This is a genomic window from Acinetobacter sp. YH12131 (genome assembly GCF_013418635.1).
GTDB lineage: Bacteria > Pseudomonadota > Gammaproteobacteria > Pseudomonadales > Moraxellaceae > Acinetobacter > Acinetobacter towneri.
Map to the genome: position 1 here is coordinate 22,993 of NZ_VPBQ01000019.1, position 23,102 is coordinate 46,094.

17 protein-coding genes, 1 tRNA gene and 4 pseudogenes are annotated in these 23,102 nt (G+C 37.8%); 10 read left to right on the top strand and 12 right to left on the bottom strand.

Translation table 11 applies throughout. From position 1 onward, the window contains the following. Positions 1-77 precede the first annotated feature (77 nt). Genes FTU66_RS11750 through FTU66_RS11760 form a run of 3 tightly spaced genes read right to left on the bottom strand, consistent with a single transcriptional unit; the run spans position 78 to position 4,886 of the window. Positions 78-443: a lysozyme inhibitor LprI family protein gene (locus FTU66_RS11750; RefSeq protein WP_225543900.1), complete on the bottom strand. Its 366-nt coding sequence runs from the start codon at positions 441-443 to the stop codon at positions 78-80. Then, entirely contained in the window at positions 427-2,013 is a 1,587-nt protein-coding gene (locus FTU66_RS11755; RefSeq protein WP_180112841.1) for a hypothetical protein, read from the bottom strand. Before FTU66_RS11755 ends, FTU66_RS11750 begins: the two co-directional genes overlap by 17 nt. Continuing rightward, positions 2,013-4,886: a type VI secretion system Vgr family protein gene (locus FTU66_RS11760; protein WP_179990578.1), complete on the bottom strand. Its 2,874-nt coding sequence runs from the start codon at positions 4,884-4,886 to the stop codon at positions 2,013-2,015. The genes FTU66_RS11755 and FTU66_RS11760 overlap by 1 nt, the downstream gene beginning before the upstream one ends. 394 nt (positions 4,887-5,280) lie before the next feature. Between FTU66_RS11760 and FTU66_RS11765 the strand changes: the two genes are divergently transcribed. The 3 genes and pseudogenes from FTU66_RS11765 to FTU66_RS11775 form a co-directional block, all read left to right on the top strand. Then, positions 5,281-5,508 carry a hypothetical protein gene (locus FTU66_RS11765; protein WP_004970172.1) on the top strand — a complete coding sequence of 76 codons (228 nt, stop codon included), beginning with the start codon at positions 5,281-5,283 and terminating at the stop codon, positions 5,506-5,508. A 206-nt stretch (positions 5,509-5,714) separates the two neighbouring features. Next, a tRNA-Thr gene (locus tag FTU66_RS11770) sits at positions 5,715-5,790 on the top strand. A 362-nt stretch (positions 5,791-6,152) separates the two neighbouring features. After that, a pseudogene (locus tag FTU66_RS11775) lies at positions 6,153-6,408 on the top strand (PAAR domain-containing protein); the annotation flags it as partial. A 70-nt stretch (positions 6,409-6,478) separates the two neighbouring features. Here FTU66_RS11775 and FTU66_RS11780 read toward each other — a convergent pair. The 4 genes from FTU66_RS11780 to ahpC all read right to left on the bottom strand — a co-directional run bounded on the left by FTU66_RS11780 (position 6,479) and on the right by ahpC (position 10,982). After that, entirely contained in the window at positions 6,479-7,309 is an 831-nt protein-coding gene (locus tag FTU66_RS11780; protein ID WP_180112842.1) for a cyclopropane-fatty-acyl-phospholipid synthase family protein, read from the bottom strand. A gap of 297 nt (positions 7,310-7,606) precedes the next feature. Next, on the bottom strand, positions 7,607-8,914 hold the full coding sequence (locus FTU66_RS11785; protein WP_004970183.1) for an FAD-dependent oxidoreductase: 1,308 nt from the start codon (positions 8,912-8,914) through the stop codon (positions 7,607-7,609). A gap of 423 nt (positions 8,915-9,337) precedes the next feature. Continuing rightward, positions 9,338-10,222 (bottom strand): pirin family protein, encoded by an 885-nt coding sequence (locus tag FTU66_RS11790; protein WP_180112843.1) that lies wholly within the window; start codon positions 10,220-10,222, stop codon positions 9,338-9,340. Between the two features lie 196 nt (positions 10,223-10,418). After that, positions 10,419-10,982, bottom strand: a complete 564-nt coding sequence (gene ahpC, locus FTU66_RS11795) for an alkyl hydroperoxide reductase subunit C (protein ID WP_180112844.1) — start codon at positions 10,980-10,982, stop codon at positions 10,419-10,421. Between the two features lie 419 nt (positions 10,983-11,401). On the opposite strand from ahpC, the gene FTU66_RS11800 reads away from it, so the two are divergent. From FTU66_RS11800 to FTU66_RS11815, 4 genes are read left to right on the top strand one after another with little or no spacing between them, the layout of a single operon-like run. Then, positions 11,402-12,601 carry a site-specific integrase gene (locus tag FTU66_RS11800; protein ID WP_257222106.1) on the top strand — a complete coding sequence of 400 codons (1,200 nt, stop codon included), beginning with the start codon at positions 11,402-11,404 and terminating at the stop codon, positions 12,599-12,601. Then, a complete protein-coding gene (locus FTU66_RS11805; protein WP_373684827.1) occupies positions 12,582-14,183 on the top strand; it encodes a site-specific integrase in 1,602 nt (533 codons plus the stop codon). Before FTU66_RS11800 ends, FTU66_RS11805 begins: the two co-directional genes overlap by 20 nt. Beyond that, positions 14,180-16,153 carry an integrase gene (locus FTU66_RS11810; RefSeq protein ID WP_180112845.1) on the top strand — a complete coding sequence of 658 codons (1,974 nt, stop codon included), beginning with the start codon at positions 14,180-14,182 and terminating at the stop codon, positions 16,151-16,153. Before FTU66_RS11805 ends, FTU66_RS11810 begins: the two co-directional genes overlap by 4 nt. Further along, the gene (locus tag FTU66_RS11815; protein ID WP_180112846.1) at positions 16,146-16,622 is read left to right on the top strand and encodes a protein kinase; all 477 of its coding nucleotides are present in this window, start codon (positions 16,146-16,148) and stop codon (positions 16,620-16,622) included. The genes FTU66_RS11810 and FTU66_RS11815 overlap by 8 nt, the downstream gene beginning before the upstream one ends. 67 nt (positions 16,623-16,689) lie before the next feature. Here FTU66_RS11815 and FTU66_RS11820 read toward each other — a convergent pair whose 3' ends face one another. Beyond that, the gene (locus FTU66_RS11820) at positions 16,690-16,914 is read right to left on the bottom strand and encodes an MbcA/ParS/Xre antitoxin family protein (RefSeq protein ID WP_180112854.1); all 225 of its coding nucleotides are present in this window, start codon (positions 16,912-16,914) and stop codon (positions 16,690-16,692) included. Further along, positions 16,857-18,002 (bottom strand): annotated as a pseudogene (locus tag FTU66_RS11825) (N-6 DNA methylase); the annotation flags it as partial. The gene FTU66_RS11820 and the pseudogene FTU66_RS11825, both read right to left, overlap by 58 nt. A gap of 257 nt (positions 18,003-18,259) precedes the next feature. Here FTU66_RS11825 and FTU66_RS11830 point away from each other — a divergent pair. Continuing rightward, complete coding sequence (locus tag FTU66_RS11830) at positions 18,260-18,838, top strand: LexA family transcriptional regulator (RefSeq protein WP_180112847.1); 579 nt, start codon at positions 18,260-18,262, stop codon at positions 18,836-18,838. A gap of 15 nt (positions 18,839-18,853) precedes the next feature. Further along, the gene (locus FTU66_RS11835) at positions 18,854-20,158 is read left to right on the top strand and encodes a Y-family DNA polymerase (RefSeq protein WP_180112848.1); all 1,305 of its coding nucleotides are present in this window, start codon (positions 18,854-18,856) and stop codon (positions 20,156-20,158) included. Positions 20,159-20,322: 164 nt separating this feature from the next. On the opposite strand, the pseudogene FTU66_RS11840 reads toward FTU66_RS11835, so the two are convergent. The 3 genes and pseudogenes from FTU66_RS11840 to FTU66_RS11850 form a co-directional block, all read right to left on the bottom strand. After that, positions 20,323-20,610: pseudogene (locus tag FTU66_RS11840) on the bottom strand (type II toxin-antitoxin system RelE/ParE family toxin). Then, entirely contained in the window at positions 20,600-20,788 is a 189-nt protein-coding gene (locus FTU66_RS11845) for a type II toxin-antitoxin system Phd/YefM family antitoxin (RefSeq protein WP_004977490.1), read from the bottom strand. The pseudogene FTU66_RS11840 and the gene FTU66_RS11845 overlap by 11 nt, the downstream one beginning before the upstream one ends. Before the next feature lie 68 nt (positions 20,789-20,856). After that, positions 20,857-21,560, bottom strand: a pseudogene (locus tag FTU66_RS11850) (IS6-like element IS1006 family transposase). Between the two features lie 731 nt (positions 21,561-22,291). On the opposite strand from FTU66_RS11850, the gene FTU66_RS11855 reads away from it, so the two are divergent. Next, on the top strand, positions 22,292-22,792 hold the full coding sequence (locus FTU66_RS11855) for an META domain-containing protein (RefSeq protein ID WP_074163995.1): 501 nt from the start codon (positions 22,292-22,294) through the stop codon (positions 22,790-22,792). The last annotated feature ends 310 nt before the right edge of the window (positions 22,793-23,102 follow it).

Below are 23,102 nucleotides of genomic sequence, written 5' to 3' on the forward strand. Positions count from 1 at the left end.
TCAATGATTTTATGACACTACCAATCAACAGGTCTATTTTTATTGATTTTCAACTAAACCTATACTCACTATTCAAATTATTTAATGTTTTCCAAATATTTGATTCTTTCTTTTGTCATCTCAATTTCACAGATCATTGCCTCAAAGTGACTTTCTCTTCCATAATTTTCTTCATCTACAATACAGGTTTTTTCTTTTAACTTAATCCATATTCTTTGAGAATTACGTAGCTTATTTTTTCTCGTAGTCGCTAAACAAGATATTTTCTGATGATATAATTTATTTAACTTTTTATCATATTCCTTATATTCTTCTATATAACAATTTAGAATGTCATTAAAAACCACACTACCAATAACACAATTATGCTCATTTGCATTACTATTTACCATGTAAATGATAGATAGTAGAAAAAAAATTATTTTTTTATTTATAACACTCACACTTCAGCCCTCTTTCAAATATAACCGCTTCTTCTCTCCGGCGACGTCCTACACCACTATTTCCGCTGGGTCCCGTTTTAGTCCATAATTTAGACATATCTCTAAAGATATTTGGTATGGTATTTACTTTATTATTTTCAAATGCTTCTTTAATTTGACGCATGTGCTTACGTGTAAGTTGTCCTTTTCTGTCATTCAAACTTATCCCTCGATTAAAGACCAAGGATAATAGAACTCCTTGACAATGAGGGTGTAATTCAAGTGTCTTGGGGTAAATAGTAAGGACTTGTTGTGCATATCTAGTTTTCAAAGCTGTCGCTAAATGTAATGCCTTTTCTTTCGAAATTCTTATATCTATCAATTTAGGAACCAATGCCGCAGCAGCAGATCCACTTTTACCCTGTGCTTCTAACAAACGTTTAATTTGTTCGGAAGAATAAAAAGGAGATAAATCTTTATAGATTTGAGACTTAGATTGTTGTCCCAAATCATATCCTATTCCTAGTGTAACACCACTTGATCTATCCCCAGGGTGATAAGGCTTCGCCTCATATCTTTCGAATTCTAAAATTTTTTTCCATGTTTCCATCGATATAATGTACGGACCAGGCTTAGTCATAAAAGAGACTGTCTCTACGGTACACTTGTCAGAGCAATTAATATTTCCAATTGTCTTGTCAATAACAGGTTTTCCCTCTACTGTGTTTCCCTTAATTACATCCACATCCAAAACCAATTTAACATTATTTTGTTTTAAGCTTTTTACTAAATAAGTTTCTGGGCTTAAAGGAGAGCCATCTGGCTTAAATACAGTAATCTGAATTTTCTCACCAACCCTGCTTTGAACAGGAATTTTTCCATTGGATATAGAAAGAATTTTTTTCGTTTGAGTACCTAACGCAACAATTTCCACTTTGGTATTTTCAACCACATAATCTTGATGATTACGATCCAAAAGACTTATGAATGTCTTACTTATAAAATTTTCATAAGGCTCATCTAATTTAATTATGATCGGTGTTTGAGAGCCATTTTCTGAGTTAATAGTACTTTTCAGTACAAATTTATCTTCCAAATTCAAAACTAGAATTTCTATGTCCCGATTGGGTGAAGAAAGTACTTCTACAATTCCTTGCTCATCTGTCGTGCGTTCAAATGAACTTTGTCTTCCTTTGGGACGAGATTTCACAGGGAAATTAATTAAAACTTTCTCATTACAATCTATGACTTTAAATAAAGTTGTGACAATTCCTTTTGAGCTAGGTGTAATTTTTTCTTTCCGATATTCTTCTATGCTTTTAGGTAAAAATACTTTTAGAGGATTGTTTCTAGAAGAAACAAGAGATGAGTTAAGCGTTTTAATCACAATATAATCTTTAGCATTAGGAGGCTTTGCCAAAATTTCTACAGTTCGATTAGGCGAACCTTGAAATATAAATAATCCCTCTTTATCTGTTTTTTTTGAATTTTCTCTTGATGAACCTTTATAACGCGATTTAACGTTTAAATTGATAACATATTTCCCAGAGGCATCATAAATTTTTGAGATTACTGTAACTAAATTACTCATTACTTAACCTCCTCTTCAGCATATACATCGTCCTCAGAGTTAATCTCCGTGACCTCATCCATTAGTTCATCTATATTGTCAAGATTCGATTCTTGGATCAGTTGTGTATATAAAGACGCGAAGCCTAAAGCAACAAAGTCTGTCGGTTGAGAGGTATAAAAGCGTAACGTACTCAATTGATTATTTTCATTTAATATAGATTTATTAGTTTTAATGAGCTTTCCATTCAATTTATCTAAAACAAAGATTTCTTTTTCTCCTGTAGAGGGCTGATTCCACTGATAATTAATTTTATTACTGAATAACGTTGGTGACTTAGGCAAGCTTATTTTTTCTTCAATAATCTTCTCCCCACCCTCAAAACAATGCTGTCCTGCTTTCGCCTCAAATTTAGCTGAAGTACTCACAAAAACACCTTTTGAATTAATTTTGATTTGTGAACCACCTGCCGTTAGCACAATTTCTTTTGGACTGGTAATTTCCACCCGATCTTCCGTAGAAATCAGCTTGATTTTCTGGCGTGCAATTGCATCTATAGCACCATCTTGTGCCTGAATTTCGACTTTACCCTTGGCTGCAAAAGCACGTATACCTTGCTCCGCTGCAAATAAACTGATTTTATCGCGTGCATGTGTAATCACAGATTTTTGGGTAGAAACATTAATACTGCCTGCGGCACTTTGATGAATATGTTGATCTGCAGAAAGGTGTAAATCTTGCTGAGTTGAAACTGCAATTGAGTTGGGCGCACAAAGAATCATAACCGCCTGCTTAAAACTTGCCGCTTTAGTTTGATCTTCTAGTTCAATTTGATTTAAAAATTCTTTGAGATGCTCCAGTGTTTCCAAAGGATCTGTTTGCTGATTTTGTGCCAACTCACTTAAGCCTTTGCTTGCCGCTAAACTGGACTCCAATTGCCTTTTGGCAGGACTCGCATCTAAATGATACGCTTGTGCCTGTGCTTGTGGATGAGTTGAAAGCAGTAAGCCTGCACCTGCACGCACAGCTCCCCACCGATCAGTTCTTAATTCAAAGCCTTCGCCGCGCCCAATTGAATCCTCCTGCCGCATTGGATGGCTCAAATATCCTAAATTCAACTGACTCGCAGCATGACTACTCTGCAATTGCGCACTGAATTGTTTGGTGGTGTCATTGAAGCGAAGTTGGTTAAACCCTGCACCACGTATTTCTTGTGAACGAATCCCGCTCAAGTATTTGGTATCGGGTAGAGTTCCAACTGTATCGAATTGTGTCTGTTGTCGTTCTGCCTCATGTAAACGTCCAACCACAAAAGGACGATCAATATTGCCATCAAAGAAATCCACCACCACAATTTCACCAATACGTGGGTGAAATCTTGCACCATAACCCTCACCTGCCCACGGTGTGAGTACATCCACCCACGCCGAATCGCTCTCATTGTCGTTGGCACCCGCACCACCATCATGCAAGTGGTCATCACTTCGGGTAAATAAAAACCGAACTTTAATACGCCCCCACGCATCTACATGCACGGTTTCATCCTCAGGTCCAACCACTTTAGCGCGCTGTGGATAAGCCACGGGACGATGCAGTAATGGATTAAACTCTGGAACGAGCGCAATATGTCGTCGAATCAAATTCAATTGACAAAATTGTTGAGGATCACCCTCCAACGGTAACTGAAATGTCCACTGACTTTGTTGCAGCAGACTCAAAAAATGCTGTTGTAATTCAGGTGCTAAATTGTTTTGGTTATAAAACTGTTTGGACAGTATTAAAAACTCTCGTTCAGTTTGGGGATGTTGATCAATTTCAGCATGCCCGTGTAATTCAAACCAATACCCCACTTGCGCATCACGTAAATTACTTTGCGCGGAAAAATATTTTGCCTGCAAATCATAATACTGAGCCAATTGTTGTCCCAATTGTTCTAATTGTTCGGTACTTGCAGCTGTCACCTGATCTTGCCCAGTTAAGTCTTGCATCCACGCAGGACTCACGCACCACGCCTGTTCTAAACTTAAAGCTTCACTATTTTGTGTGCTACTTTGTAAGGGCGATGTGAACTGTACTGAATTTTGGTCCTGTGCCAAAAGATCGGGTTGCCAGCGTTGTAACTGTACTTCAGTGGGTTGCAGGTTACGCTGTGCCATCCAAGTGTAAATGCTATCCCGCTGCTCGATTGCACTTGTACGCTGAAATGCCACTCGTCTACGTTTTAAGGGCTGATAATGACTATTCTGCTCAATCAGTCTTAATTTTTGTGTATCCATAGGCGTTAAAAAATGCTCAACCCAAGGTTGTTTTTCATCCACCAACCAATTGATGCCTTCGCTACGCCACAAACGGGTTAAAAACTCATAATCGCTTTCGTTGGATTGTATGATGAGAGGTCGAACTGCATAACGCTGACTGAGACCACTTAAATCTAAACTTAAACTTGCAGCAAATAATGCACTGCGGTCTTGCCATTCTTTAAACAGAATTTCACTCACCTCCACCACAGTTTTATTCATAAATACCCGACTGTTGCGGCGTTTATGCCACAAAGCCGTTGCATCCTGAATCTGCAATTTATAGAGACTGAGCGTGCCATCACTTTGCCCTTGCGCTGCTGCAGTAATAATGCCGCTATGTCGAAATAATTCGCCTTGATCGGTGAGTTGATCTACAGCCACCCGACTGCCAATAAATTGTTTCAACGGCAAATTTGCATGCGGTGAGAGGCATAAGACATCCATCTGCAAACCTTGGTTGATGGCATGCTGACCATAAACGCACTGCAAAAAGACCTGATGATTTAAGGCTGAATTAGAAAACTGGATATGAATTGTGCGGTGTTGAGGGCTTAAGCCAAATTTTTCTAATACAGCAAAGAGTGAACTTTGCATTGTTATTATCGTTGCTATTTTTATAGTGGCGCTATTCTAATCAGCAACTTGGCAATTATCTAGAGCGTAAAATGGATAAAGCGATAAACGGAATTTGCAGTTAAGACCATCTCCATCGCCAATTTTGATAATCCTCAATCCCTCTATTGATGAAAAATCAACAAACATGACACATTGCGTTACTCTGCAGTCAAGACAATCTTCAATCGCTATGCTACAACTGAGTTATGCCGTCAAAAAAGGAGAGGTGAAGAAATTTATTGTTTTTTATCAAAACCTTTTTTTATTTTTATTTCGTCATCTCAGCTTTCTACATAAAAGGGTCATCATTAAGCTTTAGCATAATAAAAGCATGCAAATGCCTTACATATATAACTGCTATTCGGGAGCGAACATGAATAACAGCCAAAATTATGTCAAACAAATTAAAAATGCTAAACGTGGAGGATATACGCCTACCATCGCCAAAGACATCAACAAACATAAGATTCAAAAAGCCATTCGCCTAATTGAACAATGGAGAACGCTCGCAAATGAACTCAAACCACAAATGCAACTTGATATGGCCTTTACCTTAGAAGAATGTGCACAGGATTTAGATCGTATCTTAAGAAATAAATAATCGCTTTTTCACACCTCATTTCAGGTTGTTTTCTTCAATGAGCCCACCCGCTGGGCTCATTTCCTACAAAATCTTCTGTGTGATTTCCTCGTTTGTAACGCGCCAAAACCCTGCATACAAAATCTGCAAAAAATCTATGCCCTGCATTAAACGGTTACTTTTTGGCTTGCGCACACGTAAAAATTCTGTAAAATTCTCTACACAACGCCGGCATAGCTCAGTTGGTAGAGCAACTGACTTGTAATCAGTAGGTCCACAGTTCGAATCCGTGTGCCGGCACCATATTAAACCTCATAAGTTTTTAATTTATGAGGTTTTTTGTTTCTATAAACGTATATTTTTATCTTCCTCATGCTGCTCGAATCTCCAATTTATTTAGGGCTTCGATGTATCTGCAAAACTTCAATTGCAATACAAGATTGTGACTTTTCACTTGTTAAATGTATTTTATGATTTAGAATGCTGTACACATATTTCAGATCGTATTTTTATATTGATGGTCTATTTTGTTGATGTTTCATCCATATAAACTGACATTTAAAAATATTTTTGTGAATTAAAATAAAAATTTAAAATTATAAGTCTTAGAAAATTGAGTATTAAAACAATGCTTCTCTAAAATTTTCCAGTTTAAGGAAGACCTCATGGCTCAAAGCTTTGCAACGCATCATTCCATGACCAATCATGGTGGAATCATCCTTGCCAACCAAATGCGTGTTTCTCAAATGGGAAATTTATTTTGTGGCGGGTGATGGACATTTCTGCCCTCAGTGCCAACGTTGGTCCACGATTATAAAAAGTCACGATCATATTCTTTTTGATGATAAAGCCGTGGCTTATGTCGGAGATCAATTGACGTGTGGCGCAAAAATTTTACCGAAGCAGTTTCATGTGGTGGGTAGGATTTAAAGCTAAGCATGGACAACTAAACACCGAAAAATCCCATCATCTAACAGCTCATTACAATAGATTAAGCTTTTTCCGCACTCACCTGCACATATTTAATCCAGCCATCTGCATAGAGCTTGGCACATAAACGTGCGGTCATGGCAATTTTAAACCAGTCTGCATCTCGCGTTTGAATTTGATGCTTGAGATGCTGATGCACATAATCAGCAAAACCCGCCAAAACCTGTGCCGACAAATCTTCCACCTGAATCTGTTTAAATTCAAACTGTTCTAAAACCGCTCGAAGCTGACTTTCGGACATTAGATCTTTAAAATTGACATCGGCAGATTTTAATAAGGCACGATATTGCAGCTGTTTGAATGCATGTGGTGGCGCTTGTTCTGCCCAAATTAAATAATGAAAGCCCAAACGTCCATTTGAATTCAAAACCGCACTGACCTGACTTAAAAATGAATTCAAATGACTGTGATATGCTGCATCGATACAGAACACCACATCAAAACGTGGTTGTGGAAAAAGTGCTTTTAAATTTAAAAATGAAGCAGCGTGAATTTTAATATTTGAATTTAAATGTTGTCGAATCGACTGCACATGATGATCTTGTAGCTCAACAGCTTCAAGTCGTTGTATTTGATAGTGTTCCAACCAATATTTAAGACTGGCACCTTGCCCACAGCCTAAATCCAGTACAACATCTTTTGAATTTAAATGCACTGCTGCGGCCAAATGCGCTGCTAAATTTTGACATGCAGCGGGATAATCAGATCCCACTGCATCTGACCAATAACCTAAATTGCTCCACGGCAGTGCGGAAGTATCTCCCAAATATGCCGCTTGAATGGCATATTTATGTTTTGGAAAATGCTGTCGTATCGCCTGTTGCCATTTCATACTGACTCAGTCTAATTCAAAAAAGAGGGGCTGTTGATAATTCATCTATGTTTGCGACAACGCATATTTTTTAGCTGATATAAGGCATGAGGCAGGAAATTTAGTCATTCTAAATGACTGACTCATAACGCAATAGCAGCAAAAAATATGCTTGTCCTGAAAGGCTGTGGCTAAAACTTTCTCAGATTGCGTTATGAAACTTGGCAATAGTCTCGCTATTCCCTGCGTTTCATGCCTGATCTGCTCAGTTTTAGCCTACAGCACAAACCATTTATGAAATATCAACAGACCCTAAACTTAATAACCTAATTGCGGCGCAACCTCAACTTGTGGTTTTAAATCAATAAACGGTAATGGTGCACCAAAAATTTCTGCAATATGCATAGCGGAAGTCACTGCAGATTCTAAAATTGGTAAACCATCGCACGACCATGAACCGCAGAAGAACACTTTACGATTGTCTTGGTGATGGCGCTGCTGCAACTCTTTGTTTAATGCCACTGTCTTTGAATCCACCACAGCGCGGGTTAAAGTTACCGTTGAAATGATCTTTTTCGGATCAATTGGTGTAACTGGACGCCATGTTTGGAACACTGGCGATTTACCGACCAAAGTTGGTTCGATCGAGTTAAGCCATACCGTAAATTGCTGACGAGTAAATTTACGATCCATCATATAACTTAAAACAGACCAATCTTTACGTTTTGGCGGCATCACCGTTTGATCAGTGTGAATCACCAAATCACCCTGCTCGAATTTGAACTGTTTAAGCAATTCAATATCTTCTGCAAATTGTTGATTGTCCAAGAAGTCTTGGACTTTAGTGGTTGGCGTTGCAATCACCACACGGTCAAATGTTTGCGACTGACCCTCAGAATTTTCAACAATTACACCATCTTCTTGTTGATGAACACGAGTAATCGCTGCACCACTTTGAATATTAATACCTTCAATCAACTTATCAACCAATGCAGGCGTGCCACCTTGTAAACGCAATAATGCATCACCATCAGTCAATTGGCGTAAAAATACCAACAATGGTTTTGCTGGCCATTCACCAATGGTTTTAGGGTCACAAGTACAAATGGTGTAAAGCACTGGCATCACTGCACCATGCCAAAACACTTCTTCAATTTCGTTACGGTTGATAAATTCCGCAAGGGTAATGTCTTGGTTTTTAGATTTGAAAAATTTAGCGATGGCTGTTTTTAACTGCAACATGCCTTTTACCAAACGCCAGCCGTATTGTTGTATGCCTTTACGGTTGTTAATGATTGGGAAATTACCAATACGGGTACGGCTTGTGGTCAGCCAAGTTTCGGTACGATCTTCAAATAACCAACTGCACGCCATATAAGTACGCACAGGATAAGTTTTAATGCCTAAATGTGTGGCCAAGCTGAGGGTGTTTTTCCACAAATGTGGGTTCATGACCCGTAACGGCGCATCAATTAAACCATCCTCAAATTCGATGCTATGACTGTCCATTCCACGACCAGGCAGCGCCTCAAAAATTGTAATGTTATGCCCTGCATCTTTAAGAATTCTTGCGGTAGCCAGTCCAGCCATACCACTACCGATCACTGCGATATCCAAACCGATCATCCATCTTTTTACATACTTTATGAAATTATGAACCATGCCTAAGGAAAATGAGCTATTAAAAACTACCAGATTGTGTACTTTTCACAGAGAAACAACACAAAGTACATTGGCAATATGATTACATTTTTTAACAATCAGAAAGTGCTTAAATAAGCCTTAGAATTTATTCATATTATTTCTTTAATACTATAAATAGTGTTCTAAACCATGTAGATAAATTCACCAATTTTATAATTTTCGTTTTACAAATAAATCTCTAAACGCTATGATACCAAGCACAAAAATGATAACTACATCACATATAATTATCATAAGGAATATGATCAATCCGCTAAAACTAGAAATTTGACAGCGCCAGAACAACAAAAGCCTCGGTCGGGACATCGACATGAGGCTTTTTTCTTGGCTAAGATTTTTTAAAGCTTAACCTGCTTGATGTTGAATCGGAATTTCACCAAACTTGCCTTGATTAAAATCTTCAAAAGCTTGAATGATTTCCTGCTTGGTATTCATGACAAATGGACCATAGCCTTGAATAGGTTCATTTAATGGCTTGCCTGTCAGCACTAAAAATTGCGTATCTTGCAGTGCTTCAAGCTGAATTAACGCTTCGCCATCTTGAGCAAATAACACCACTGAGTGATCTTGCACAAGTTGACTGCCATTGACCCGCACTTCACCTGCCAACACCACCAATAAAGTATTGTGATCTACCGGCACATGCAGCGCTTGGGTCTGTGCAGCTTTCAATTGTCCATCCCAAACATTGACAGGGCTAAAGGTGCTGGCAGGCCCAGATTGCTCTGCGTACTGACCTGCAATAATGCGTAAATGCCCCGCCTGATTTTCAAACTCAATTGTCGTAATATGTTGAGATTCAATGGCTTGATAACGTGGCGATGTCATTTTGTCTGCGGCAGGCAAATTCACCCAAAGCTGCACCATTTCAAACAATCCGCCTTGTGCTGCATAGTCTTTGGAGTGAAATTCCTCATGCACCACACCCGCACCTGCTGTCATCCACTGCACATCGCCTGTTTTGATGGTGCCACCACCACCTGCCGAATCTTTATGCGTCACTTCGCCCCGATAGGCAAGCGTCACCGTTTCAAAACCGCGATGTGGATGCGAACCAACACCATGTTGTGCGGTAGTCGCATCAAAATGATACGGCGCTGCATAATCCAAGAGTAAAAATGGACTGATCGCCTGCCCTAAACGGTCATAAGAAAATAGATTTTTGACTGGAAAACCATCGCCCACCCAATGCATGTTTTGGTTGCGATATAAACCGATTATTTTTTTCATGTGTTACACCTATTGCTAGGAGAATAGATGTTTTGATCTTAATCGCTCATCGCACCACAACCTAGTGCAAATTTGGCATACAGCATTGCAAGAATGGAATAATCTTGTTGAAACTTATACATAGTGAAATAAATCATGGGCATAAAAAATCCAGAAGCGCAATTCTGGATTTTTAAAATTGAGTGCGATGATTCGGTTAGATTTTACCAACTAAATCAATAGATGGTGCTAGGGTTGCATCGCCTTCTTTCCACTTGGCAGGGCAAACTTCGCCAGGATGCACATGTACATATTGCGCTGCTTTCACTTTACGCAACAATTCTTGCGCGTCACGACCAATACCACCTGCATTGATTTCTACAATTTGGATTTTACCTTCAGGGTCAATCACGAAAGTACCACGATCTGCCAAACCTTCTGCTTCAATCAGCACTTCAAAGTTTTTAGACAATGTCCAAGTTGGGTCGCCAATCATTGGATATTGAATCTTTTTAATTTCTTCTGAGGTGTCGTGCCATGCTTTATGGGTAAAGTGTGTGTCTGTAGATACTGAGTAAATTTCCACACCCATTTTTTGGAATTCAGCATATTGATCGGCCAAGTCTGCAAGTTCAGTCGGGCAAACAAAGGTAAAATCTGCAGGGTAGAAAAATACTACTGACCATTTGCCAATAAGGTCTTGCTCAGACACTTCAATAAATTCGCCATTTCGGTAAGCGGTTGCGTTGAATGGTTTGATTTGAGTATTGATTAAACTCATGCTGTATTCCTCAATTCGTTTCGGGGATTGCTTATCTTGTGTAGTTAGAATACAAAACCCGATAGAATCGGTAAAACAGTACTTTTTTATAAAAATGATCGGTTTTTAGAATTAAAAATCCATTTATTATTTAAAAACTGATTGATCAAGCCGATGCTGAACTCACTAATCTGCATTAAAAAACCCTTTGTCGAAACAAAGGGTTTGGAGGATGATTTGCCGTTCTAGATCATATGTTCAATTAATTTGTTAATTTATTTGAGATGTAATTGTTTTAAATATATTTAAAATTAATTATTTAAACAGAAAAATAGCTTATTTTATTTTGTTAATAATTGAGGCTATTTTTTTAACTATAGAAAATGTTAATTTAAAAGTGCATATATAATTTATTTTGTTAAGTTAATGTGTTAAAAAGAATGTATCAAGGTTGGAAGTTTTATGAGATGGATGTAGAGGTAATCTTGCATGATTCTGGAGAGTTGTTGCCTATACTCTTAGATGATGATGGTATGCCAATACCCTTACCAAATGAGTTTATTCTCTCCAAAAGGCATGCAAGCTCTAATACGCTCATTAGGAACCTAAGAGAAATAAAACTATTATACGAATGGTTTCAAATTCATAAGATTGACTTGCATGAAAGGCTGATCCACAAGAAACCCTTTACTGAAGCTGAAATTATAGGAAGTCTTGTAGAGTTTCTAAGAAAAGATCATGACAAAAGACATAAAACAATAAAGATTGCAGTCAAGCCAGATACGTTCAATCAAAGACTCATCACGATCAAACAATTTCTAAGTTGGTATATTGAGATGTACATCGGGACGTTACCTTTTACATCAGATCACTATCAATTCTACGTCACATACAAGACGAGACTTATTTCTTTACTTGATCGCTGTTTTATAAATTCTCCACCAATCAATAAAAGTCTTAGCAAGGGTTTGAGTAGTAGTGAGCAATCTAATCTTATTAAGTTAATTAAACCTCAGAAGGGAAGTCAAAATCCGATTGAATATAGAAATTATATTATGGTGATGCTGATGCTTTCTTTTGGATTACGCCCTGGAGAGCTATTGAGCTTAAGAGTGGAAGACGTACAGGTTGGAGGTATCTCTTCTATCAAAGTACATCGTCGTCCACCAGATGTTAACGACAAAAGAAAGCCAAGACCTCAAATTAAGAGAAATGGACGTACATTGTCAATCAATGATAAAGCTCTTGCGAAAGAGTTAGATATCTATATTACAAAATGGAGAGAGAAGTTAGATCAAAGAAATCAAACTTCTATTGAATGGGATTACTTGATTCTGAATCAAGATGGTAAACCTCTTTCACTTCCCTCAATTACCCAATATTTTCAAATTTTGAAAGAAAAGCACTCTAAATTTTTACCTAAAAATTTCAGTCCAAAAACTTTAAGGCATACTTTTTCATCTTCAATGGAGCGCTTGCTAAGAGAGGCTGGGGTTGAGGAAGACAATAGAAAAAAAGCATTAGCTTATTTGAGGGGAGATAGTTCGTTATCGTCACAAGATGTTTATACATTCAAAGAAACAGAATTAGAAGCGAATAAGTATTTAGGACAATATCAACGTGAAATCTTTGGAATCTAAAAATATGCAACATGATTTATTTGTTAATGAAAATGGTTGGAGGGATATTCCAGATTTCATTATTAGCCGCGAAGGAAAACGGGTGAATACAGCAGGCGACGTATGGAACCTACCCTATGCAGTTGATACCTATAGTTCTAAATTAGATTTTTCGAAGATTCCCAATGAAAATTTTAAATGGGTATTAAAATCTTTCATCATAGAAAAGATTGAAAAAGTATCTACTCATGCAGGTTTACAGCATTTTCAGGATATTTGGACAAAGTTTTTCCGAAACAATATAGAAGCTATAAATTCTGCTCAAGATATTGAAGAAACTCTAATCTCCGTAGTTGAAAGTGCGATTAATTTAGGTCGAGCAGAGCATAAACTCTGGACGTTATATAGACCAGTACAATGGTATTTGTATGGAGCTGAGCATTATCCTGAATTAGGATTTTCAACAGCTTATGCCAGTATCTTAGAAACGATGTCCATTCCTGGGAATCCTAAAGGCGAAGCTGTACGGATGGAAGATCCAGATTCAGGGCCTTTGAATCATAGTCTAGAGCTTCCTTTACTCATTCAGGCTTTGAAAAAAGATAAGAGTCAGAAGTTTGTGCATTTGCAAGAAAAGGCTGCTGTCGCACTTTCAATTGCTTATGGTCGAAATCCAGCGAATCTAACTTATTTAAGACATTCTGATCTTGTTAATTTAACCCCCGAATCAGATGATCCAGTTTACGTCCTAAGAATTCCACGCATTAAAAAGAGGCTAGTTAATCCACGGGATGACTACATTGAGGAATTTCTTGATCCAACTTTCGCAGAATATATTCATGACTTAATCAAGGCCAATAAAGAAACGAATACCGTTCTCTATCATGAGGGTAAAAAGCTCCCAAATCCTCAGCCAATTTTTTTAAATATAAATGGAAACGAGGCAGCGATATTATCTGGCGATTATGAGAATGCTTATAACTTTTCCTCTTCAATGATCACCTCTTTAATTAAAGGGTTTGTAAGAAGGCACAATATTATTTCTCCTCTGACAAAAGAGTTAATGTATGTTACAGCTCGAAGACTTCGATATACCCTTGCAACAGGTTTAGCTGCTGAGGGAATCAGTAAGGCTGCTCTAGCTAGAATTCTGGACCATACTGATACTCAGCATGTTCACGTATATTATGAGCTAGCAGGCAAAATCGTTATTCAACTAGATAAAGCAATTGCAAAAGGATTTTCTCAATATCTTAGCTATTTCTCTGGACATATTATTGACTCCTCAGAAAATGCTATGAATGGTGATAAGCCTGAAAAGCATTTGGTTTTTAAGGGGGATAAGATTGAGGATGAGATAAAAGATATTGGAGTATGTGGTGAATCTTCTATATGTCATCTAGATCCTCCCTTTTCATGCTACTTATGTCCAAAATTCCAGCCTTATAGACACGCTGACCATGAATACGTGCTTGAGAGTCTACTTAACAGTAGAAATGAGCGTTTAGAAAAATATGAAAATGCTCGTTTAGGAATCCAGTTAGATGAAGTTATTTTTGCTGTAGCACAGGTAGCAGAAGCTTGTAAGAAGGAAGATGTATGAGCACTGAAAAAGTTTTAAGAAAATCAAAAGTTATTCCTTTCTTAACAAGCTTACAAATCGACAGACAAGTGAACTTTAATAATCTTGTTGCCAAGGCAAAATTATTAAAACTAGAAGGATTTGAACTTATTCAGTGGGATGAAGAAGTTTGGGAAATAACAGGAGGACGTTTACTACAACAGAGTGGAAAAAATAGTCTTTCAATTACAATAAACTTTATTTATCCACCAAAATTAGGTGGCAAAATAATAAAAGGAAATTGGGCAGATCTAGTTAAAGCACTATTACTTCTAAGATTTCATTCTAAACAGCAAAATATAACAAACCAACGATGGTTCGTATTAGTTGCTAGCTACATAAATTATGCTGTGCAAAGTCGAAAAGGATCAATTTATGATATTACAAGACAAGATTTAGACTTTGCTTGTGAAAAGATTACTCAAGACTATTCTGAATCATCAGCATATGCGTTTCATAAATTAGTTGCAGAGTTTGCAGGTCACCTAGATGCGAATGGCTTATGTAAGAACTTCTTAAATTACAAATATGCTAAGCAAAAAAGGCCAATGTCTGCAAATTCTGTTGGTACTAAACGATTAGATGATCCAGATACTTTGGTAACAAACGAAAGAGTATTAGCACCAGTCGTCTTCAAAATTCTTGGACAGCTATATCAAAATGTGCCAAAAGATCATAAATATCGTTTTTATATATTGTTATTAACTTTCTTTGCTTGTACAGGTCGAAGATTTTCAGAGCTCTCACTATTAATAGATCAAGAAATTCAAGTTAGTCAGGATGGTGTAGCTTATCTAGAATACTTTCCTAGAAAAACATCTAAAGGCAATACCTTTACTCCTAAAAGAAAATTATGGCTTCCTTCGCAAACTTTAAGTTTGTTAAGAGAGGTTATTGAGGAGATTAGATATCTCACTAGAGACTGCAGGGATACAGCTTTAGAAATGCTCAAATCACAAGATATCGATGCAAGATTCTTAGAAAATCAGCCTGAGCAATTATTCTCTAGTGATTTGATAATTTTAGGAGTTAGTCCAACTATATTGAGTAAAAGTAGTCGGTTATTTAAAGAAGGATTTGTCTTTAAAGACGAGAATTCATGCCAAATGTATACAACTATTCAAGGCTTGAAACAGTATTGTAGACACAATTTCAATCCTCAAAGTTTAAGAGCGATACATATAGATCAATTTGGAAAAAGTTATTTTTTAAGTGATTTAATGTTTTTACGTTATTACACAATGTCTAGTGGTAAGAGCATAGCTCATTGGCTGACCGTAGAATGTACTCATTCAATGCTAACAACATTTTTAAGATATCTAGATGATTTAGTAAAAGAGTATGTTGGTTTAGAAGATATTCCTGAATTCACTACACATGATTTTAGACATACCTTGAATACCATGTTGGACGAAGGTGGTTTATCTGATCTTTTACAAACAGAATGGTTTGGACGTTCAGATCCTAAAGATACAAAAGCTTATCAACATACCAGTCCTGAAAAGAAAGCGCTTATGATTAGAGAACAGTTAAAAAATGGTGAAGCCAAAGGAATACTGGCTGAGCAGATTTTTAATCTTCCTATCAATATACAAGATGCTGTGCTGGAAGCACGAGTTCAAGCCGTGCATGATGTTGGAACTGGATTATGCATTCATAATTTCTCACAATTGCCTTGTGAACGCCATTTACAATGTTCTGCTGACTGTAAGGATTATGTGTGGGTTAAAGACGATAAGAAGCGTTTAGATGAGCAGAAGCGCATTCTGGCTATGACAGTACATGCACAAGAGGTAGTACAGCAGCAAATGCAATCTACACGTATTAAGAAAAGTGTGGATTGGGATTTACACAATAAGAAAAAAATTAATGTTTTAACAGAACAACTGCAAGATAACGGTGTAGTTGAGTTTGATCCAAAAGCTTATTTAGAGGAAATATCGAATGTCTAATAAATTCCAGCGTATGACAGAGCTAGATGAGGCAAGAATTATTCGGGAACTCAATAAATGGGCAATGGGTCACTTCGGTTCTAAATTAACTTGGAGTATTTTAGAAGATCGATTCAAATTTTCTCGCCAAGCAATGCAAGCAAAACCAGCAATCAAAGCAGCTTACGATGTAGCTAAACAATCTTTATCAAAAGGCAAAGTTACTTCAAAAGAAGATTTGGGTAAAACTGTTGAGGAGTTAAAGACAGAAATAGAGTCGTTAAAGATGCAACTCAGCTCTTTCCAAGAAAAAGAGATGAAATGGAAAAAGAGATGGCAGCAAATTGCCTATCATATTCGTCAAAAAGGTATTCAAGTGAGTGATGTTGATAAGCCTGTTCATCCTGAAACAGTCTTACCAAGTCATACAACTACTGAAAAAATATTAAAAGAATTAGATAAAGATATTCCATCTTCCGGGCGAGTTTAATGGAAAAAAGTAAGAAATTTATATTTAAACTATTAAGAATTTTGGATGGGTCAGAGCTGTTATTGAATTAGTGCTGGATAGTCTCAACAAATTGTAGAACTACAACTAAACCATGAGCAGTTTCAATTTGTTTAAGTGGAATCCCTCCTGTCACTCGATTTTTAGTGTTAAGAAATTGTTGAATCCATTCTTGATCACCACCGCTTAGATCATATAAAGCTTTAAATAAACGGATAAAGCAGCAGGAATCTGGGTATTCAGGAACAGCTTTGCAGGTAGGTTCACAATACAGTCAATGACATTGGCTTCTGAAACCAAGGCTTTACGAATTTCACCCTCACCACTGGTTTTAGAGGTTAAAGCACCTTTCGCAAGGACTACACCTGCCTGACCTTTAGGTGACATGTGATACAGGAAGTGTTGCATCCATGCGAAGTTAGCATTACCTGCAGGTGGTACACCCAATGACCAACGAGCATCTTCTTTAAGTAAGTCACCACTCCAATCAGAGACGTTGAATGGTGGGTTAGCAATGATGTAATCCGCTTTTAGGTCTTTGTGTGCATCATTGAGGAATGAACCTTCAGAGTTCCATTTCACATGCTCTGAGTTAATGCCACGAATCGCTAAGTTCATCTTAGCGAGTCGCCAAGTGGTTTGGTTACTTTCTTGTCCATAGATGGAGATGTCATCGACTAAGCCTTGATGCGATTCTACGAATTTCTCAGACTGTACGAACATACCACCCGAACCACAGCAAGGATCAAATACACGTCCTTTATATGGTTCAAGCATATTAACCAATAAGCTTACGATGGATTTAGGCGTGTAGAACTGTCCGCCTTGCTTACCTTCAGCTAAAGCGAACTCACCAAGGAAGTACTCAAATACGTGCCCTAGAACGTCAGCAGAGCGAGATTTCGCATCACCTAGTGCAATGTTACCAATCAGATCAATCAGCTCTCCTAGGCTCGTAGGATCGAGATTCTGACGTGCATAAACTTTAGGGAGCACACCCTTCAACTGTGGGTTGTCATTCTCAATGGCTTCCATTGCATCATCGACTAACTTGCCAATGTTAGGTTGTTTGGCTTGGTTTAACAGGAATGACCAACGTGCGTTCTCAGGAACAAAGAAGACGTTGTATGCCGTGTATTCATCACGGTCTTCAGGGTCAGCTCCTGCAAACTCTCCTTCACCTGAAACCAGTAAGTTGTAGTGGGCTTCAAATGAGTCAGAGATGTACTTCAAGAAGATCAAACCAAGAACAACATGCTTGTATTCGGCTGCATCAATGTTCTTACGAAGCTTATCTGCTGCTTTCCACAGTACAACCTCTAATGGTTCTTGTTTGGCTTCTTTCTTTGGAGCACGGGCCATGAATCGTCCTTTAATGAATAGCTTATCTAATATTTGTTAATTGAATAGTAACCAATTATCTATGCGTGCGTAAGCATGCAGATGACATTATTTGTCGTATACCTCCAGTGAGGTGGCGATAATGCGAGAAAGTTTGCAGTAGCCTTTATGGGAACCATAAGGTTTATTCACCATTCATCGAAATAGTCTTGAATCTGTAACACATCCAGTCATATATTTGATTATGTTACATAATCAAATAAGTAAAGGAGATCTAGATGGTTACTCAGCGTGGAGGATTTCGGGAAGGTGCTGGTCGTAAGGCAAATTATGATGAACCTACAAAGGTAATTCGTGTGCCGCAATCTCGTGTCATCGAGATCAAGAATTACCTGGTTAAATCCAAGGAAGCCAGGTTCAATGATATAGCCTCAATTACACTTGTAGATCCGTCTATCTCGATGCACATTCCCTTGGCTTCAGAAAAGGTTGCTGCTGGCTTCCCTTCTCCTGCCCAGGACTATGTCGACAAAACTTTGGACATGAATGAGCACCTCATTAAAAATGAAGCTGCAACTTTCGTTGTGAAAGTAGCTTCACTTTCCATGAGAGATGCAGGTATTGAGATTGATGATGAACTGATTGTAGATCGGAGCATTGAAGCCAAGCATGAAGACATCGTGATTGCACTGATCGACAATGAGTTCACTGTAAAACGTCTCATGATTGAAGGTGATCATAACCATTGGCTTAAAGCAGAGAACCCTGAGTATTCTGACATTCATCTAAAGGATGGGCAGGAAATGGTGATTTGGGGTGTAGTGACTTTTGTCATCAAGCCATTCAGAAAGCGTTAATACTTTATTGGTTTCATGCTTATGCAAGCATCTCACCAGAAGATCTATGCTTTAGTAGACATCAACAACTGCTATGTCAGTTGTGAACGCATCTTTAACCCAAGTTTGAACAATAAGCCTGTCATTGTGCTATCCAACAATGATGGCTGTGCTGTAGCACGTTCCCAAGAAGCCAAAGACTTGGGCATCAAAATGGGTGTTCCTCTCTTCCAGATTAAGGACATTGTCGAACAGCATCAGGTACAGGTGCTATCGAGCAACTATGCACTGTATGCAGAGATGTCTCGCAGATTCATGAAAATCCTAGCCGATTTTGTATCGCCAAAAGAGCAAGAGATTTACTCAATTGATGAGTGCTTTCTGGATCTGACAGCTCATGCAGGGAATTACGACTTGACTGAATATGCTCATCAGATTCGTCAGCGTGTGTTTTCTTGGCTTGGTTTACCTGTATGTATTGGCATAGGACGCTCAAAGACTGAAGCGAAACTCGCAAACCATATTGCCAAGAAGAACGATTACTTCAATGGCGTATGCAACTTGGTTTCAATGGATCCATGCTCAGCCGAGAGCGTCTATCAAGCAATTGATGTAAGTGAAGTATGGGGCATTGGTCGAAAGCATACGAAGAAGCTCAACAGTATGGGGATTCATTCAGTGATGGATTTTGTCTTGGCTTCCCCTCTGATGATCCGAGACCAATTCTCTGTAGTGATGCACAGAACCTTATTGGAACTCCATGGAATTGCTTGCATTGAACTGGAACATACGCCACCTGCAAAGAAGCAAATCATTGCTAGTCGTTCTTTTGGTCAACGCATCTACCACATTGATGATCTTAAAGAAGCCATGTCATTGTATGTCATGGATGCGATTAGCAGACTGAGAGATGATAATCTGTTGTGTGGTTGTTTGATTGGTTTCGTACAATCAAACCCATTTGATAGCTCAAAGCCCTTCTACAACAAGTCTTTATCCTTGGCTTTACCAGAACCTACCGACAACCTGTTGGTGCTTTCTAAACTCGCTACAGCGATGATTGATGGCCTGTATGCCAAGGACATTGCCTTCAAGAAATGTGGCGTGATTCTGACGTGTCTCGAACCAAAGGCAAGCCATGTATATGACATGTTTACCGACATGAAGCATATCGAGATCAGTGACGCTTTGATGGATTCCCTTGAAGCGATTCATCTTAAGTATGGCAAAACCAAGATTGCCTTGGGCGCAAGTTTAATGCCGAACAGAACATGGAATATGTCACGAAATCGGCTAACACAGAACTACTTTAAATGGGATCAACTGCTTTGTGTGAAGTAAATGTCTTACCTATAAATTGATTTCGTTTTGGTTTCAAAATAGTTGTTTATTGATTTCAAAATAGTTGTAATTTACTACTACCTAATCGAAGATTATCTACATCAAAAATGCCCATAAACATGAGTGTTTTCATAGAAACTATCTGCTTATAGGCATTACATCATTTATGAATGACGAGAGTTGGCATCATCATAGACGGCATTGATTTCACGTCTGCCTACAGCAATCACGATGACAACTACCTCATCATCAACGACTTCATAAACCAGACGATAACCAATACTACGAAGTTTAATCTTGTAGCGATTAGGATGTCCTGACAGCTTGTTTTTGGGAATGCGAGGATTCTACAAAACCTTGATCAACTGCTTCTTCAATGGCTGCTTAATACTTGGATTTAGCTTATTCCATTCTGCTAATGCTTCTTCTAAAAAGTCTAACTTATAGGTCATCAATATTTACTCGAATGCGTTTCTGATTCGCACGAGCATCTGCAATCTTATTCAGTTCTAGGTCTTCTAGTTGTTCCATCATCGTTTCATACAGATCAGCTGGAACACAGTAAAACGCTGGTGTATTACGATTGAGGATTGCGACAGGTTCGCCTTTGCCTGCCAACACTGTATCCATCGGACTCTTTTTGAGTGGCACTGTTGCAAATAGAGATTTGAGTCGATGATGTTCCCTTTAAAAAGTACTTAGAGACCGAAAACCCTGTTGATTAGACACACTTCACCCTGAGGCTGACCATAATAAAATGACGATGCTTGTCCTTTACGTAGTGCACGCATGACTTCAATACCTTTAATTGTGGCATAAGCCGTCTTCATAGATTTGAATCCTAATGTGGCCCTGATGATCCGCTTTAGCTTGCCATGATCACATTCAATCACGTTATTTTTATACTTAATCTGCCTGTGCTCAAGGTCTGGTGGACATTTACCTTCCCGTTTTAACCGTGATAAAGCACGTCCATATGTGGGTGCTTTATCCGTGTTGATCACTTGTGGAATTTGCCACTTCTTCACATTATTTAAAATTTTTCCAAGAAAACAATATGCTGATTTGGTATTACGTCTAGAAGAAAGATAAAAATCAATGGTATCGCCACGTTGATCGACTGCACGATACAGATAAGACCATCGTCCATTCACTTTTACATAGGTTTCATCAATATGCCACGAGCTCAGATCTGTAGGATTACGCCAATACCAGCGTAAACGTTTTTCTATTTCAGGAGCATAACGTTGAACCCAACGGTAAATAGTCGTGTGATCAACATTCACCCCCGTTCGGCCAGCATTTCCTGCAGTTCACGATAGCTAATGCCATATTTACAATACCAGCGCACAGCCCAAAGAATGATTTCGCCCTGAAAATGCCGACCATGGAAAGGATTCATATGCTGCACCTTTAGCTAAAACAGTCTTCAGCTTACCATTCGTGGTTATTTGCAACAGTGCCATAAAAACTGCCTAATCCTGGATCGTAGAGACTTCATTTTTGAGAAAACGGAAGACCTAAAAGGCTTCAATGGCATCCATTGATTATTCGCCAAAGCTAAACAAAACCGTGGAACATTGATTGTTTTTTGATCGTGAAACATGAAAAATCATAAAAAAAGCCCATTCGATGGAGAGTGGGCTATAAAATAGGTATTAACATATTGAATTATAACACAATTTAAAAATGATTGCGTATAAGGTGTATTATGTTAATTTTAGAATCTCTTAGAAATGATTCACTTAATCTATAACCATTCTTTAATAATTAATACATTTATCCTAGAAAGATGAGTGCCCTAAAAGTGTAAAAAAATAGTCACAAAAATTTCAAAATAGCTCGATATTATTTAAATAAAATTTATACTAATACTTGATGTTGTATAAGCAAATATAGCTAATTACTTAAGTTAGCAGTACAAAACTTTATAAAATGGTGTTTTACAGAAATATTTACATTCTATAGCCTTTAGAATTTAGCTATAGCACCACAAAGTAGATGTATTTTTTGAAAATTTAATTAGATCAAGGAAAAATCATGAGAATAAATAAAATTAAAGATCATCAAAAGCGATTATTCTACTGATGAACTCTATAAAGAGGGTTACTCATTATTATACGGACAATAACGATGACTAGAATATTTATACTGATGTTCGTCGTTGGACTTTTGAGCGCTTGTCATAAGCCTTCATCAGCCGATCAGTCCAAGATACAAGAATTACAAGTGATGTCCTTTAGTGAGCAGACCTTGGCGCAATTTTCTTGGGAATTAATCGAGGCAACAAATGCTAATAGTGAACGTATAGATTCATTATTTCTGGCTTCAAAACCTGACCAACCTATCACGCTAAAATTTGCAGAAAAGATGCTGTATATTGGGAATTTGTTTTGTAATATAAATTCGATTGGTATTCATTTTAAGGGCAATCATTTATATGCTGAACAACCAATTGTTGCCACAATGATGGGCTGTCCTGATGATATCAACTTACGTGAAAGTACGATGATAGATATTCTGGTGAATGCTCCCACATTATATCTTCAATCTCGTAAGGGGCAGGCACAACTGCTTATAGAAACACAAAAAAAAGAGAAATTGATTTTTAAAGGTGTTCAAGTCAACAAGTAGTCTAAATTCTTGCAGTACACTGATGAAAATCATAAGGTAAAGTTAGATATGAGGAAGCCCAATCATTTAGTTGGGCTTCTTTGTTTAAATATAATTTTAAGAGCCGGTAACTTATTTTCTGTAAGTTCCCTTTTACTATTTTTCTTTTGAGTATTTTATTAATCTAATTCTTTTACGCACTCACTCTGTACACGACAAAAATAGATAACTCATTGAAATAATGTCACAATAATTGTTTTCTAACGACGAATACTATGACACATCTCAATGAGTTATATCTTATCTTAAACAAATCTCTAAAATGGAACAA

Coding starts and splice junctions, on each gene's coding strand:
- FTU66_RS11765 (WP_004970172.1), top strand. CDS start 5,281: ATGAATAACAGCCAAAATTATGTCAAACAAATTAAAAATGCTAAACGT.
- FTU66_RS11760 (WP_179990578.1), bottom strand. CDS start 4,886: ATGCAAAGTTCACTCTTTGCTGTATTAGAAAAATTTGGCTTAAGCCCT.
- FTU66_RS11755 (WP_180112841.1), bottom strand. CDS start 2,013: ATGAGTAATTTAGTTACAGTAATCTCAAAAATTTATGATGCCTCTGGG.
- FTU66_RS11830 (WP_180112847.1), top strand. CDS start 18,260: ATGGTTACTCAGCGTGGAGGATTTCGGGAAGGTGCTGGTCGTAAGGCA.
- FTU66_RS11810 (WP_180112845.1), top strand. CDS start 14,180: ATGAGCACTGAAAAAGTTTTAAGAAAATCAAAAGTTATTCCTTTCTTA.
- ahpC (WP_180112844.1), bottom strand. CDS start 10,982: ATGAGTTTAATCAATACTCAAATCAAACCATTCAACGCAACCGCTTAC.
- FTU66_RS11845 (WP_004977490.1), bottom strand. CDS start 20,788: ATGGATACAGTGTTGGCAGGCAAAGGCGAACCTGTCGCAATCCTCAAT.
- FTU66_RS11785 (WP_004970183.1), bottom strand. CDS start 8,914: ATGATCGGTTTGGATATCGCAGTGATCGGTAGTGGTATGGCTGGACTG.
- FTU66_RS11815 (WP_180112846.1), top strand. CDS start 16,146: ATGTCTAATAAATTCCAGCGTATGACAGAGCTAGATGAGGCAAGAATT.
- FTU66_RS11790 (WP_180112843.1), bottom strand. CDS start 10,222: ATGAAAAAAATAATCGGTTTATATCGCAACCAAAACATGCATTGGGTG.
- FTU66_RS11800 (WP_257222106.1), top strand. CDS start 11,402: ATGTATCAAGGTTGGAAGTTTTATGAGATGGATGTAGAGGTAATCTTG.
- FTU66_RS11780 (WP_180112842.1), bottom strand. CDS start 7,309: ATGAAATGGCAACAGGCGATACGACAGCATTTTCCAAAACATAAATAT.
- FTU66_RS11855 (WP_074163995.1), top strand. CDS start 22,292: ATGACTAGAATATTTATACTGATGTTCGTCGTTGGACTTTTGAGCGCT.
- FTU66_RS11835 (WP_180112848.1), top strand. CDS start 18,854: ATGCTTATGCAAGCATCTCACCAGAAGATCTATGCTTTAGTAGACATC.